Source organism: Faecalibacterium butyricigenerans (genome assembly GCF_020687345.1).
Classification (GTDB): Bacteria; Bacillota; Clostridia; order Oscillospirales; family Ruminococcaceae; genus Faecalibacterium; species Faecalibacterium butyricigenerans.
In genome coordinates, this window is the sequence record NZ_JAJEQL010000005.1 from 39,777 (window position 1) to 54,175 (window position 14,399).

The 14,399-nt window shown below is 58.4% G+C and carries 12 protein-coding genes and 1 riboswitch; of the genes, 10 read left to right on the plus strand and 2 right to left on the minus strand.

The features are described from left to right. The first annotated feature begins 24 nt into the window (after positions 1–24). The 6 genes from LKD23_RS03240 (at position 25) to LKD23_RS03265 (ending at position 6,651) form a co-directional block, all read left to right on the plus strand. Positions 25–1,935, plus strand: a complete 1,911-nt coding sequence (locus tag LKD23_RS03240) for a bifunctional 4-hydroxy-3-methylbut-2-enyl diphosphate reductase/30S ribosomal protein S1 (protein WP_227620343.1) — start codon at positions 25–27, stop codon at positions 1,933–1,935. A gap of 221 nt (positions 1,936–2,156) precedes the next feature. After that, a complete protein-coding gene (locus LKD23_RS03245) occupies positions 2,157–2,774 on the plus strand; it encodes a GtrA family protein (protein WP_227620344.1) in 618 nt (205 codons plus the stop codon). 57 nt (positions 2,775–2,831) lie between these two features. Further along, on the plus strand, positions 2,832–2,969 hold the full coding sequence (locus LKD23_RS03250; protein ID WP_015565914.1) for a hypothetical protein: 138 nt from the start codon (positions 2,832–2,834) through the stop codon (positions 2,967–2,969). A gap of 16 nt (positions 2,970–2,985) precedes the next feature. Then, positions 2,986–3,651 (plus strand): deoxyribose-phosphate aldolase, encoded by a 666-nt coding sequence (gene deoC / locus LKD23_RS03255; RefSeq protein WP_227620345.1) that lies wholly within the window; start codon positions 2,986–2,988, stop codon positions 3,649–3,651. Positions 3,652–3,835: 184 nt separating this feature from the next. Further along, positions 3,836–3,934, plus strand: a riboswitch (SAM riboswitch). A 110-nt stretch (positions 3,935–4,044) separates the two neighbouring features. Continuing rightward, the gene (metK, locus tag LKD23_RS03260; RefSeq protein WP_227620346.1) at positions 4,045–5,199 is read left to right on the plus strand and encodes a methionine adenosyltransferase; all 1,155 of its coding nucleotides are present in this window, start codon (positions 4,045–4,047) and stop codon (positions 5,197–5,199) included. Between the two features lie 312 nt (positions 5,200–5,511). After that, positions 5,512–6,651: a ribose-phosphate pyrophosphokinase gene (locus LKD23_RS03265; RefSeq protein ID WP_227620347.1), complete on the plus strand. Its 1,140-nt coding sequence runs from the start codon at positions 5,512–5,514 to the stop codon at positions 6,649–6,651. Between the two features lie 291 nt (positions 6,652–6,942). On the opposite strand, the gene LKD23_RS03270 is transcribed toward LKD23_RS03265, so the two are convergent. Together LKD23_RS03270 and LKD23_RS03275 are read right to left on the minus strand one after the other, a co-directional pair. Continuing rightward, positions 6,943–7,290 carry an Hpt domain-containing protein gene (locus LKD23_RS03270; protein ID WP_227620348.1) on the minus strand — a complete coding sequence of 116 codons (348 nt, stop codon included), beginning with the start codon at positions 7,288–7,290 and terminating at the stop codon, positions 6,943–6,945. A gap of 10 nt (positions 7,291–7,300) precedes the next feature. Continuing rightward, positions 7,301–9,220 carry a diguanylate cyclase gene (locus tag LKD23_RS03275; RefSeq protein WP_227620349.1) on the minus strand — a complete coding sequence of 640 codons (1,920 nt, stop codon included), beginning with the start codon at positions 9,218–9,220 and terminating at the stop codon, positions 7,301–7,303. Between the two features lie 505 nt (positions 9,221–9,725). Here LKD23_RS03275 and LKD23_RS03280 point away from each other — a divergent pair. From LKD23_RS03280 to LKD23_RS03295, 4 genes are all read left to right on the plus strand, one after another. After that, positions 9,726–10,772 (plus strand): substrate-binding domain-containing protein, encoded by a 1,047-nt coding sequence (locus tag LKD23_RS03280; RefSeq protein WP_227620350.1) that lies wholly within the window; start codon positions 9,726–9,728, stop codon positions 10,770–10,772. Between the two features lie 167 nt (positions 10,773–10,939). Then, positions 10,940–12,481: a sugar ABC transporter ATP-binding protein gene (locus LKD23_RS03285; protein WP_227620351.1), complete on the plus strand. Its 1,542-nt coding sequence runs from the start codon at positions 10,940–10,942 to the stop codon at positions 12,479–12,481. An 18-nt stretch (positions 12,482–12,499) separates the two neighbouring features. Next, complete coding sequence (locus LKD23_RS03290) at positions 12,500–13,498, plus strand: ABC transporter permease subunit (protein ID WP_227620352.1); 999 nt, start codon at positions 12,500–12,502, stop codon at positions 13,496–13,498. 511 nt (positions 13,499–14,009) lie between these two features. Then, complete coding sequence (locus LKD23_RS03295; RefSeq protein WP_227620354.1) at positions 14,010–14,324, plus strand: hypothetical protein; 315 nt, start codon at positions 14,010–14,012, stop codon at positions 14,322–14,324. The last annotated feature ends 75 nt before the right edge of the window (positions 14,325–14,399 follow it).

The window sequence follows — 14,399 nt, forward strand, 5'->3', positions numbered from 1 at the left end:
ACGCTAAGATAGGAAGGACGAGCAATGGAAATCAGACTTGCAAAGACCGCCGGTTTCTGCTTCGGGGTGGACCGCGCGGTCAAGCTGACCTATGGTTTGCTGGAAGAGGGGCACAAGGTGGCCACCCTTGGCCCCCTGATCCACAACCCCCAGACGGTCGAAGACCTTGAGCGCCGGGGCGCGAGGGTGGCGGACACCCCTGCCGATGTGCCCGCAGGCTATGAGGTGGTCATCCGCAGCCATGGCGTGCCCCGCAGCATCTACGACGAGCTGGAGGCCCGGGGCTGCGTCTACCACGACGCCACCTGTCCCTTTGTGCGGAAGATCCAGAAGATCGCCGCCGAGGCCGAAGCCGCCGGTGCGGTGCTCGTGGTGGCCGGAGACGCCTCCCACCCGGAGGTGCAGGGCATCGTGGGACATACCCGGGGAGAGGTATTTGTTTTCGGCGATCTGGCCCAGCTGAAGGCGTGGAAAGGCCCTTCTGACCCCCAAAAGCCCATTTTTGCGGTTGCACAGACCACATTTCAGGTAACAAAATGGCAAGAAAGTTCGGAGTTTCTCAAAAAAGCCTATACAAACGCCCGAATTTTTGATACAATATGTAATGCGACGTGGGCGAGGCAACAGGAAGCGGAAGACCTCAGCCAACAATGCGACATCATTGTTGTCATTGGCGGTCATCATTCTTCCAATACCCAAAAGCTGGTACAGGTCGCCGCAAAGCATACGCGAGCCGTAACGGTCGAGACCGCGAGCGAACTTCGGCCGGAATGGTTTGCAGATGTAAAGACGGCGGGCGTCACAGCCGGGGCTTCAACGCCATCGTCTATTATTGAGGAGGTACTTAACAGTATGAGCGCAGAAATCAATGACAGCATGAGCTTTGAGGAGATGCTGAACGCATCCGAGGAAAAGCGTGTTCATGCAGGCAGTATTGTGAAAGGAATCGTGACCAGCATCTCTGCCAACGAGATCCAGGTGGATATCGGAGCTAAGCAGACCGGCTTTGTCAAGCTGAGCGAGCTGACCGATGATTCCTCCGCCAAGGTCGAGGACCTGGTGAAAGTTGGCGATGAGCTGGACCTCATCGTCGAGAAGGTTATGGATCAGGATGGCGTCATCCAGCTCTCCCGCAAGAAGCTCGCATCTCGCAAGGGCATGGAAGAGATCGCCAAGGCAGCTGAGTCCGGCGAGGTCGTCGAGGGCGACGTCACCGAGTTCAACAAGGGCGGCGTTGTCGTCAACGTCAAGGGCGTCAAGGTGTTCGTCCCCCGTTCTCAGGCCACCATGCGCCGCGACGAGGATTACACCGCTCTGGTCGGCCAGCACGTTCAGCTGGTCGTCACCGAGTGCTCTGGCCGCAAGATCGTCGGCAGCATCAACAAGGTCACCGCTGAGCAGAACAAGGCAAAGCGTGAGGAGTTCTGGGCAAACGTCGAGGTCGGCAAGACCTACACCGGCGTCGTCAAGAGCCTGACCTCTTACGGTGCATTCGTTGACATCGGCGGTGTGGACGGCCTGTGCCACATCAGCGAGCTGAGCTGGAACCGCATCAAGCATCCCTCTGAGGTCGTCTCTGTGGGCGACACCATCGAGGTGTATGTGAAGGATATCGACACCGAGAACCACAAGGTCTCTCTGGGCTACAAGAAGGCTGAGGACAATCCTTGGGAGCAGCTGAAGAACAACTACCCCATCGGCAGCACCTTCCATGCTCCGGTCGTGTCCCTGACCAAGTTCGGTGCATTCGTCCGCATCCTGCCGGGTGTTGACGGTCTGGTCCACATCAGCGAGATCAGCAACGATCGCGTTGAGAAGGTCTCCGACGCACTGAAGGTCGGCGATATGGTCGATGTGAAGCTGCTGGATGTTGACTTCGACAAGAAGCGCATCAGCCTGTCCATGAAGGCTCTGCTGAACGACGACGCTGAGTAATCGGCCCGCAGCATAGTCTCTTCAGACACAATGCGAACAACAGCCCCGTTGCCGGGAAAACGGCGGCGGGGCTGTTTTTGTATCGCCCTCTCAGTCGCTGACGCGACAGCTCTCCCGGAGGGAGAGCCACTGGCGTGCCGGTCGGACGGATACTGGACGAGTGAGGTTTTCTTGTCTCGGAGACAGTAGTGCCCTGCTGGCGACGAAAGGTTTTGGAATCAATGAAAAACTGGTTTGTAAAGCACCGCGAGGTGCTGGCTTATCTCGTCTTCGGGTTGCTGACCACCCTGCTGAACATCGTGCTGTACACGCTGTTCAGCGGGCTTTTCGGGTACGAGGCCGCCAACAGCTGGGGCAATGTGCTGGACAATCTGCTCTGCATCCTGTTCGCCTATCTCACCAATCGGGCATTCGTCTTTGCCAGCCGGACGCAGGGCAGGGAAGCGCTGAAGGAATTTGGTGCATTCGTCACCTGCCGTCTGGGCACACTGGTCTTGGATGCCGCCATCATGATGGTCTTCGGAAACCTGCTGGCCGCACAGGGCACAGCGCTTGTGGAGGGCTTCATGAATGGTCTGCTGAGCGCAGCGGCGAATTGGTTTGGCCCGGACACGGTGCTCCACATGGCGACAAGCAGCATAACGCCCCCTGCATCTGTTTCGGACGGCTCTGCCGCCATTGCCATCATTGGCGGCGCCGACGGCCCGACGGCCATCTTCGTCACCAGCTTCTACGATGCCCAGGCTCTGTGGGGCCTCGCCGTCAAGGTCTTTTCCAATGTGGTGGTGGTCGTGCTGAATTATGTGTTCAGCAAGCTCATTGTTTTTAAGCGCAAGTGAGATGTTTTTTCGCCAACGGCGGAAAAATATCCAATATAACTTAGGAGGTACGGTATTATGAAACGTGGTCTGAAAGGTTTTGCATTTCTGGTCTCCGGCCTTGTGCTGGGCATCATCGGCGCAACGGTGTCTGCAACAGCCATTGCCCTGAGCGCTGTCGGTATGGCAAAGGTGCGCCGTGCCACCAAAAATTGATTCAGGAGGAAAAAACATGAATCGAGAAGAGATCCTGTCCCACGTCGATCACACCCTGCTCAAGCCTGAGGCCACATGGCCCCAGATCCAGACCCTGTGCGACGAGGCCATCGCAAACCACACGGCCTCTGTCTGCATCAACACCTGCTATGTGAAGCAGGCCGTCGAGTACATGGCAGGCCGCATCCCGGTGTGCTGTGTGGTCGGCTTCCCTCTGGGTGCGATGGACACCGCTTCCAAGGCCTTTGAGGCCAAGACCGCCATCGAGAACGGCGCAGCCGAGGTGGATATGGTCATCAACATCGGCCGCCTGAAGAACGGCGAGTACGACGCCGTGCGCGAGGACATCCGCGCCGTCAAGCAGGCTGTGGGCGATAAGATCCTGAAGGTCATCATCGAGACCTGCCTACTGACCGACGACGAGAAGCGCAGGATGTGTGACATCGTCTGCGAGGCAGGCGCTGACTACATCAAGACCAGCACCGGCTTCTCCACCGCAGGCGCAACCTTCCACGACGTCGAGCTGATGGTCAAGGGTGTGGCAGGCCGCTGCAAGGTCAAGGCTGCTGGCGGCATCTCCACCGTGGACGATATGGAAAAGTTCCTCGCTCTCGGCGCAGACCGTCTGGGCACCTCCCGCGCCGTCAAGATCCTGAACGGCGAGCAGGCAAAGGGCTACTAAGCTTCCGCTCCGCAAAGGGCACAGCTCCGGCTGTGCCTTTTCTGTTTGCGGGGGAGGCTGCGCTCTGGCAGCAAAGAAATGAGGGCGGGTGCATCATTTTCAAGAAAATGCCGAAAAAAAGTGCAGCGCTTCTTGACATTTCGACGCAGCAATGATAAGATATTACCCGGACAAACTGAATACCGACTTATCAAGAGCGGCTGAGGGGACAGGCCCTGTGAAGCCCGACAACCTGTGCGTGAGCATAAGGTGCCAAATCCTGCGGGAAACCGAAAGATAAGAGTGCAGACGCTCCGAACTTCGGTTCGGAGCGTTTTTTTGTTGCATGAGCTTGATGAACGTGTAGGAAGCTGTCAAGAGTAATACACACCCCAACGCCAAGGAGGTACAAAAATGGCAAAGAATCGTCTGTTTACGTCCGAGTCCGTCACCGAGGGCCATCCCGACAAGATCTGTGACCAGATCTCCGACGCCATCCTCGATGAGATCCTGTCCCACGACCCCGACGCCCGCGTGGCCTGCGAGACCTGTGCATCCACCGGCCTCGTCCACATTATGGGCGAGATCACCACCAACTGCTACGTCGATTTTCAGAAGATCGTCCGCGAGGTCGTGGCGGACATCGGCTATACCCGTGCAAAGTTCGGCTTCGACGCCGACACCTGCGCCGTCATCTCCAACATCGACGGCCAGAGTCCTGACATCGCCCTCGGCACCAACGACGAGGTCGGCGGCGCAGGCGATCAGGGCATGATGTTCGGTTATGCCTGCGACGAGACCCCCGAGCTGATGCCCATGCCCATCAGCCTCGCCCACAAGCTGGCCAAGAAGCTGACCGAGGTGCGCAAGAGCGGCGAGCTGGACTACCTGCGCCCGGACGGCAAGAGTCAGGTCACGGTGGAGTATGTGGACGGCAAGCCCGCCCGCGTGGACGCTGTGGTCATCTCCAGCCAGCACAGCGAGGCCGTCAGCATGGAGCAGCTGCGCGCCGACGTGATGGAGAAGGTCATCAAAGCCACCATCCCCGCCGAGCTGCTGGACGAGAACACCAAGTATTATATCAACCCCACCGGCCGCTTCGTCGTGGGCGGTCCTCAGGGCGACACCGGCCTGACTGGCCGTAAGATCATCGTCGATACCTACGGCGGCTACGCACGCCACGGCGGCGGCGCATTCTCCGGCAAGGACCCCAGCAAGGTGGACCGCAGTGCCGCGTATGCGACCCGCTGGGTGGCCAAGAACATCGTGGCCGCCGGTCTGGCCAAGCAGTGCGAGGTGCAGGTGGCCTACGCCATCGGCGTAGCAAAGCCCGTCTCTATCATGGTGGACACCTTCGGCACCGGCGTCGTGGAGGACGAGAAGATCGAGAAGGCTGTGGAGAAGGTCTTTGACCTGACGCCTGCCGCCATCATCCGCACCCTCGACCTGCGCAAGCCCATCTACCGCAAGCTGGCTGCCTACGGCCACATGGGCCGCGAAGACCTCGGCGTGAAGTGGGAGAACACCGACCGCGTCGAAGAGCTGAAGGCCGCAGTCGCAGCCCTCTGAGCGCGAAAATAGAATAGAATGACTTTTATCGCAATTTTTAAAAATAGCGCCGATCAGAATAGCATATTTGCGATATGCAGTTTGCGGATGCTGCCTGTGCATTAAAAACGCAAACTGCTATGAGCCGGAGATTGTATGTTTTTTGTAAAAAACACATAGTCTCCGGCCTTTTTTGGAAAAAGAGATGTGCAAGGCGCAGAAAATGCGAGTTTTTAGTGTCGAAACGCCGAAAATGTGATAGAATATTACCGGATATGCACTTCAACGTCTGATTTTATCGACCGATAAAAGAAACATTAAGGAGCTGTAATTATGTCTGTCATTATCCCCAAGGATTGCTTCCACCAGCCTCAGGTCGCCGACCTGCGCCTCATCGCCTGCCCGGGTGCCGAGGAGCTGACCAACCTCATCGACAAGCATCTGGTGCGCTGGGCCGCTGAGGCCGGCTACCAGACCAATAGCTTTATCATCGAGAGCGCCTGCCCCCGCTTCCAGAGCGGCGATGCCAAGGGTCTGGTCAAGGAGTCGGTGCGCGGCGACGATATTTTCATCGTGGTCGATCCCGGCAACTACAGCGTGACCTACAAGCTGTTCAACTATGAGAACCACCTGTCTCCCGACGACCACTTCGCCAACCTCAAGCGCCTCATTCAGGCTGTGGCGGGCAAGGCACACCGTGTGTCCGTCATCATGCCCAGCCTGTACGGCGGCCGTCAGCACCGCCGCGTGTCCCGCGAGAGTCTGGACTGCGCGGTGGCCCTGCAGGAGCTGCAGGCTATGGGCGTCAAGAACATCATCACCTTCGATGCACATGACCCCCGCCTGATGAACGCTGTGCCTCTGATGAGCTTCGACAACGCCATGCCCACCTATCAGGTGCTGAAGAGCCTGCTCAAGAAGAACCCCGAGATCAGCTTCGACAAGGACAAGTTCATCGTGGTCAGCCCCGACGAGGGCGCCATGAGCCGCAATATGTACTTCTCCAGCGTGCTGGGCTGCAACCTCGGTATGTTCTACAAGCGCCGCGACTACACCCGCGTGGTCAATGGCCGCAACCCCATCGTGGCCCACGAGTATCTGGGCGACTCCGTTGAGGGCAAGACCGTCTTTGTGGCCGATGACATCATCGCATCCGGCGAGAGTATGCTGGAGGTCGCCACCAACCTGAAGGAGCGCGGCGCAAAGCGCATCATCGCCAACGCCACCTTCCCGCTCTTCACCAGCGGCCTCGAGAAGTTCGACAAGGCTGTGGCCAACGGCACTCTGGACTACGTCACCGGCACCAACCTGACCTACCGGATGCCTGAGCTGCTGACCCGCGACTGGTACGTCGATGTTGACGTCTCCAAGTACGCCGCTTACTTTGTCGTGGCCCTGAACCATGATATGTCCGTTTCCAGCATCATCGACCCCATCAAGAAGATCGAGGCCCTGCTGGCAAGCCGGAAATAATGACAGACGACCCCTGATATTCTTCCAATAAAATGAACCGCCCCCGTAGTGCTGCTGCACCATGGGGGCGGTTTTGTTGTCTGCTAGAGGCTCTCCCTTTGGGAGAGCTGGCGAGCGAATGCGAGACTGAGAGGACAAGGACGCTATCAAGAAACAAGAAACACAGCGATAATATCAACTCTGACAAAAGCCGATGCTTATCGCTGTGCAGATATTCTTCAAAAACGGGCTTGCCCTCTCCGTCACGGCTTTGCCGTGCCACCTCTCCCAAAGGGAGAGGCTGGGCGAGGTTTACTCCAATTCTTTCAACGCCGCCACGACCCGCTGATACTCCTTCTCCACGGGAGGAAAGAGGGTATCTGCGCCGTCCAGCGTGCCGCCGCGGAGTGCTTCGGTCAGGGCGCTTGCGGGGGCGTAGAGGGCATCGAAGCCAAGGTTCTGGCAGACGCCCTTGAGGGTGTGGGCGGCACGGAATGCCGTGGGGGCGTCCTGTGCTTCCAGCGCCTTTTTCAGGTTCGGGAAGCTGTCGTCCTGCAGGAATTTCAGGGCGAAGCGGCGGACGAAATCCGCGCTGGGCAGACGCTCCATCACAGCCTTATAATCGCCGCCAATGGCGGAATACATTTGTTCCAACGTCATTTTTTATACCTCATCCAAGAGAAGTTTCGTCAAAGGGCAGTCTTTTTTCTGGGGGGGGGGCGGGGGTATCCATCCCGGCCTCCTCTGCGAGGCGGTCTTTTACGTCACGCAGGCATTCCAGAAGCAGCGGGTTGAATGCACCATACGTTCCGGCTTCCAGCTCGGCGATGGCCTGCGCCTGCGGGAGGGCCAGATGTTTGTCCCCCTTGCCGACCAAGCTGTCGTAGGCATCGGCCAGTGAGACCACCTGCGCCGCGATGGGGATGCTATCGCCCTTCAGGCCGTCGGGAAAGCCGCTGCCGTCCCAGCGCTCATGATGCCAGCGGCAGATCTGGAGCGCGAACTTCACCAGCGGCTCGTCCTGATACTGGGACAGATTTTCCAGCATCTGCGCACCCAGAATGGTGTGGGTGCGGAGGATGGCCTTTTGCTCCGGCGTCGGGTCGGGGGCGTTGAGGATGCGGCCGTCAATGGCCATCCGTCCGATGTCGTGGAGGGCGGCCGCCGTTACGATGAGGCGGCGGTCGGCCCCGGTCAGGTTGTAGTGGTCGGTCTTCTGGCAGAGCCGTTCCAGCAGGATGCCCGTGATCCGCTGCACCCGGGGAATGTGGTGGGAGCTTTCGCCGTAGCGGACCTCCATGACCTGACTGAGGATGCCGAACAGGATCTGGTCGTTCTTCTCACGGTCGTAGAACTGCTGGGACACCATGGCCCGGAGCCGCCGCTGGCGGGCGTAGAGCCGGGTGATGTTGGTAACACGGCGGTGGACGATGCGGGCGTCGAAGGGGCGGCTGATGTAGTCCGAAGCGCCCAGCTCGTAGGCACGGCGGACGGTCTGGGCGGAGTCCTCGCTGGAGATCATCACGACGGGGAGGTCTTCGAGCAGGCCCTGCGCCGCCATCCGGGACAGCACATCAAAGCCGTCCATGTCGGGCATCACGATGTCCAGCAGCAAGATGGAAAGCTCGGGGCCGCGTGCATCCAGGATCTCGAGGCACTCTGCCCCATTGGAGGCTTCCAGAACTTCGAAATCATCGGAGAGGATCTCGGAAAGGATGTCCCGGTTCATGGGCGAGTCGTCTACGATGAGGACTGTCGGGCGGTGGGCGTTCCCGGAGCAGACGGAGCTGGGGGCGACGTCCTCGGTGACGACAGTGTTTTTGCAGCGCTTGGCAAGATACATCCGCTTATCGGCCACCACCACCGCGTCGCTGATGGGGATGTCTGCGGCCATCACGCCGCCGATGCTGGCCGAGAGCTGCAGCTTGCTGAACTCGGGCAGGTGGGCCGTGGAGAGGCGCTTGCTGATGTACCGGAGCTTCTGGACAAAATGTCCGGCAGAGATATTGGGCAGGACGAGCAGCAGCTCGTCGCCGCCGTACCGCACCAGCATATCGGTGGAGCGGATGCAGCGGTGGATGATAGCGGCGGTGAGCCGGAGTGCCGCATCGCCCGCCGCGTGGCCGAAGGTGTCGTTGCAGAGCTTGAAGTCGTCAAGGTCGATCATGGCGACACCGGCGTTGAGGTATTTGTGCTTCAGCTCCTCCTCATAAAAGCGGCGGTTGTAAGCCCCGATGAGGGGGTCCGTGTAGAGCTGCTCGTCGGAGTGGAGCGTCCGCAGGGCACTAGAGTCCAGCGGAAGGACCATCTCGATAACAGACGGCTCACCGTCGATCTCGACGTAACGGGCGATGGCCTGATAGAGCTTGCTGCCCATCGTTTCCAGCTTGGTGCACTGGCATTTTCCGGCCAGCGCTTCGCGGCCCACACAGCTGGTGCAGGGGTGGGCGCTTTTCCACGGCGGATAACAGGGCTGCTCCGCTAATGTCTTCCGGTCGAGCAGACGGACGATGGGGAATATCTTGCGCAGGCAGGCCATTTCCTCTTCGGCCTGCTGGCGCGTCATAATATGGTCGGTAAGTTCGGACATGTGTCGCTCCTGTGATAACGGGGGGTGATGACGTGGGAGGGGGCAGAAAAACTGCGCACCTTCTGCGACAAACAATTATATATAAGTCTATGTTACCACAAGGGGAGGAATCTCGTCAATGCAGGAAGATGGATTTCCAAAAAGGAATGGAAGTTTCCCGGGAAACCTGACAAAATAGAAATTTGGCGCAGACCGATAAAATTGTTGCATCTTTGGGCAGAGGAGACAGAAGATCCTGTAACCATTTTGCAAGAAATTACGCACAGACACACGATTTTTGGACGCAAGTTGCACAAACATGAAGAATTGTGCTGCTTAACAAAAAGATTTTGGGATACAACAGAAGGTCTTGTGGAACACGCACAAAATATAACAAAGAATCTTGGTGATTTGTTCTATTGCGAACAGTTCCGCAGATGGTTATAATACAAACAGAAACCGCGAAACGTGCAAAGAGTGCGATTTGCGAAATGCTGTGACAAGCGTAATGAAGGAGAACAAAATTATGAAAATGATCTCTCGTCGTGACTTCCTGAAGGCTTCCGCTGTTGTGGGTGCTGCTGGTGTCCTGACTGCCTGCGGCGGTTCCTCTGCCTCTACCGCTGCTTCCTCTACTGCAGCTTCTACCGCTGCTTCCTCTACCGCCGCTGCTTCCGGCTCTGCCAACATCGGCGTCTGCATCTATCAGTTTGCAGATAACTTCATGACCCTGTACCGCACCGATCTGGAAGAGTACCTGAAGGATATGGGCTACGCCGTCACCATCGTCGATGGCAAGAACGACCAGAACACCCAGACCGAGCAGATCAACACCTTCCTGCAGCAGGGCGTGGACGTGCTGGTCATCAACCCCGTCCAGACCACTTCCGCACAGACCATCGTTGATACCATCAAGCCCTCTGAGACTCCCATCGTCTTCATCAACCGCGAGCCGGATAAGAGCGTTCTGGACTCCTACGCAGACAAGTGCTGCTACGTCGGTGCTGACGCACGTCAGTCCGGTACTTATCAGGGCGAGCTGATCCTCGAGACCGAGACTCAGGGCGACATCAACGGCGACGGCAAGATCACCTACATCATGTGCAAGGGCGACCCCGAGAACATTGATGCTCAGTACCGCACCGAGTACTCCATCAAGGCTCTGACCGACGCCGGCAAGGAAGTCGAGTGCCTGTACGAGTACCTCGACAACTGGGATCAGACCACCGCACAGCAGGACGTCGCAAACGCTCTGGCACAGTACGGCGAGAAGATCGAAGTCGTCTTCTGCAACAACGACGCAATGGCACTGGGCGCTCTGCAGTCTCTGCAGCAGGCTGGCCGTACCGTCGGCAAGGACGTCTATCTGGTCGGTGTTGACGCACTGAGCGAGGCTGTCCAGAATGTCGTCGATGGCAACATGACCGGCACCGTCCTGAACGATGACGTGGGTCAGGCTACCGCCGCCGCAGCTGCTACCAAGCTGTACGTCGAGGGCAGCAAGGTCGAGCAGTACTACTGGGTCGACTACGTCAAGGTCACCGAGGAGAACGCTGCACAGTACATCAAGTAAGCAGCCAAAACCCTATCGTTGCAAGGTGCGCAGTGAACCAATAAGGCTTGATTAAGAGCTAAAAAGCGCGTGCGTGCGAGAAAAAATCTCCGCGCACGCGCCTTGTTTTGAAAAGCCGATGGCAAAAACGGCACTTTTGAGACCCATAGACAAGGAGGCTCTGAGGAATGTCAGAATACCGTCTGGTAATGAAAGGCGTGGTAAAGACCTTCCCCGGCGTGAAAGCGCTGGACCACGCGCAGTTGGAGCTCCGCCCCGGCAAAGTCATGGCCCTGATGGGCGAGAACGGTGCCGGTAAGTCCACCCTGATGAAATGCATGTTCGGCATTTACAAGATGGACGAGGGCGAGATCGAGTACGAAGGCCAAAAGGTCAACATCCCCACCCCGCTGGATGCACTGAACCGCGGCATCGCAATGGTGCATCAGGAGCTGCAGCCCATCCCGGCCCGCACCGTGGCAGAGAACATCTGGCTGGGCCGCTACCCCACCAAGAAGGCTGGCCCCATCACCATCGTGGACCACGCCAAGATGTATAAGGACACCGACGAACTGCTGAAAAAGCTGAAGCTGGATATCAAGTCCCACGCGAAGCTGGGCAGCCTGAGCATCGCACAGATGCAGATGGTGGAGATCGCAAAGGCCGTCTCCGCAAACTGCAAGGTGCTGATCCTGGACGAGCCGACCTCCTCGCTGACCGCGAACGAAGTCGAGTCGCTGTTCCGCATCATGAACGAGCTGAAGGAGCAGGGCGTCGCTCTGGTCTACATCAGCCATAAGATGGACGAGATCAAGGTCATCGCCGACGAAGTCACCATCATGCGTGACGGCCACTACATCGGCAAGTGGGACGTCGCCAACATGACCAAAGAGGAGATCATCGCCAAGATGGTCGGCCGTGAGCTGTCCAACCTGTATCCCCCGCTGGAAAATCACCCCTCCGATGAGATCATGATGAAGGTGGAGGACTTCACCTCCATCCATCCGCGCTCCTTCCGCCACTGCAGCTTCGAGCTGAAGAAGGGCGAGATCCTTGGCGTGGCAGGTCTGGTGGGCGCACAGCGCACCGAGCTGATGGAGGGTATCTTCGGCCTGCGTGCCCACACCTCCGGCAAGGTGTGGATCAAGGGGCAGGAGGTCAACATCAAGCAGCCCCGCGACGCCATCCAGCACAGCGTGGCTCTGCTGACAGAGGATCGCCGCGCGACCGGCATCATGGGTGTGCTGAGCGTGGCCGACAACATCTCCATCGCCTCGCTGGATGCGCTGCGCAAAGGGCCTATCATGCTGGACGATAAGAAGATCCTCGAGCTGGTGGCCACCAACAAAGAGAAAATGGCCATCAAGGTGCCCAGCCCCAAGACGGCTATCAAGAGCCTGTCCGGCGGCAACCAGCAGAAGGTGCTGATCGCCCGCTGGCTGGCCAACAACCCCGATGTCCTCATTCTGGACGAGCCTACCCGAGGCATCGACGTCGGCGCAAAATATGAGATCTACTGCATCATCGCCGACCTGGCCAAGCAGGGCAAGAGCATCATCATGATCTCCTCCGAAATGAGCGAGATCATCGGTATGTCCAACCGCGTCATGGTCATGTGCGATGGCCGCATCACCGGCTTTATCGACGGCAAGGACGCTACGCAGGAGAACATCATGGCTCTGGCGACCCAGTTTGAGACCGCGCCCGAAGCGGCGGCGGCCAATCAGTAAACAAGGAGGCTGTCTATCGTGGAAGCTACCAAGAAAGTAACGGGCAAGTCTGTAAAGAAGTGGCTGGGCAACAACGCCATCATCGTCCTGATGCTGGCCGTGTCCCTCATCGTCGGCATCATCCATCCCAACTTCTTCGCACTGGCCAATATCATCAACCTGTTCAAGAACGTCTCGATCCGCTACATCATCGCGCTGGGCATCTCCGGCTGTCTGATCACCACCGGCAACGACCTGTCCGCAGGCCGTCTGGCTGGTTTTGCCGCCTGTCTGGCCTGTATCTTCGCCCAGACCGAGGGCGCTGCCGGCAAGTTCTACCCCAATATGCCCACCCTGCCCACCCCCGTGGTCTTCATCCTCGTCATTGCCATCTGCGCCATCGTGGGCCTGTGCAACGGCCTCGTGGTCAGCTACCTGAAGGTCCAGCCCTTTATCGCTACGCTGGGTATGCAGCAGGTGGTCTACGGTATCTGCCTCGTCTACACCGGCGGTACCCCCATCGGCTCTCTGAACAAGGACTTCACCTCTCTGGCCTCCAACACCATCCTCGGTGTTCCTGTGCTGATCATCATCGCCCTCTTCGTGGCCTGCTGCTTCTGGTTCCTGTACAACAAGACCCGTCACGGCAAGTATATGTACGCCATCGGCGGCAACGAGGCTGCTGCTGAGGTGGCCGGTGTCAACGTCGCTGCCACCAAGATCCGCATCTACATCCTCGCTTCCTGCATGTTCGGTCTGGCTGGCTGCCTGCTGGCTGCAAAGTCCGGCGGCGCATCCGTCAACACGGCGCAGGGCTATGAGCTGGACGCCATCGCAGCTTCCACCATCGGCGGCGTTTCCACCACCGGCGGCGTCGGCACGGTCCCCGGCATCCTCGTCGGCGTGCTGGTCTTCGAGCTGATGAAGGTCGCTCTGCAGTTCATGAACGTCAACTCTTCTTACACTTACATCGTGCAGGGCCTTGTCATCATCGTGGCTGTCGCCATCGATATTCGCAAGTACCTCGCAAAGAAGTAAATCCCCCGGAAGAGAGCGCTTATCGGGCCGCCCACTCGTTGCAGTGGGCGGTCCACTTTGTTATAATAGGAATAGCCCTCTCAGGCGCTTACGCGCCAGATTCCCCTTTTTGTCGCTTACGCGACATCTTCCCCCGACCGGGGGAAGTCTTTCCTCAGAGGGAGAGCCGTTGGCAGGCCGAGAAACTTCGCCTCTTCGCCAGAGGCTCCCCTACTAGGGGAGCTGTCGAGCGTATGCGAGACTGAGAGGTTGTACGGAGACGAGCCTATCCTCAAGCCAAAGCCTCTCCCTTTGGGAGAGGTGGCACGCCGCAGGCGTGACGGAGAGGGCAAGGATGCTGGCGGGAAAGTATGAGCGCGGCGGCTATATCGCTCGGATAAAGAGTCTGCCCATCGCTGTGCAGCGGCTCTGTCGTGCCGGGCTTGCCCTCTCAGGCGCTCACGCGCCAGCTCTCCCAAAGGGAGAGCCTTCCCGAAGGGGAGAACACCATCTAAAAACAGGAGACACAACTATGACCGAAAAAGAACAAGCCGCCCGCGAGGCGGAGCTGGCCCGGCGAGAAGCCGCTCTGGCAGCTCGTGAAGCTCAGCTGGAGCAGGAGCAGGCCAAGTTCGAAGCAGCCCGTGCAGAGGCTCCGGAGGGCCGCAAAACGCTGCTGAACAACAACGACCCCGACTTCGTCAACCCCAAGGAAAAGCTCTACGACAAATTTCCCCTGACGGTGCACCAGATGGATATTATCATCGGGGTGCTGTTCGCCCTCATCGTCCTGTTTCTGGTGCTGGGCATGACCCATACCAGCTTTTTCGGGCTGTTCGGCGGCTGAACTGCCGCCCTCCCCGGGGTGCACCTGCAACAATAAGCGCAGAAAAAAGCCCTTCGCCAGACAAAAATGGCGAAG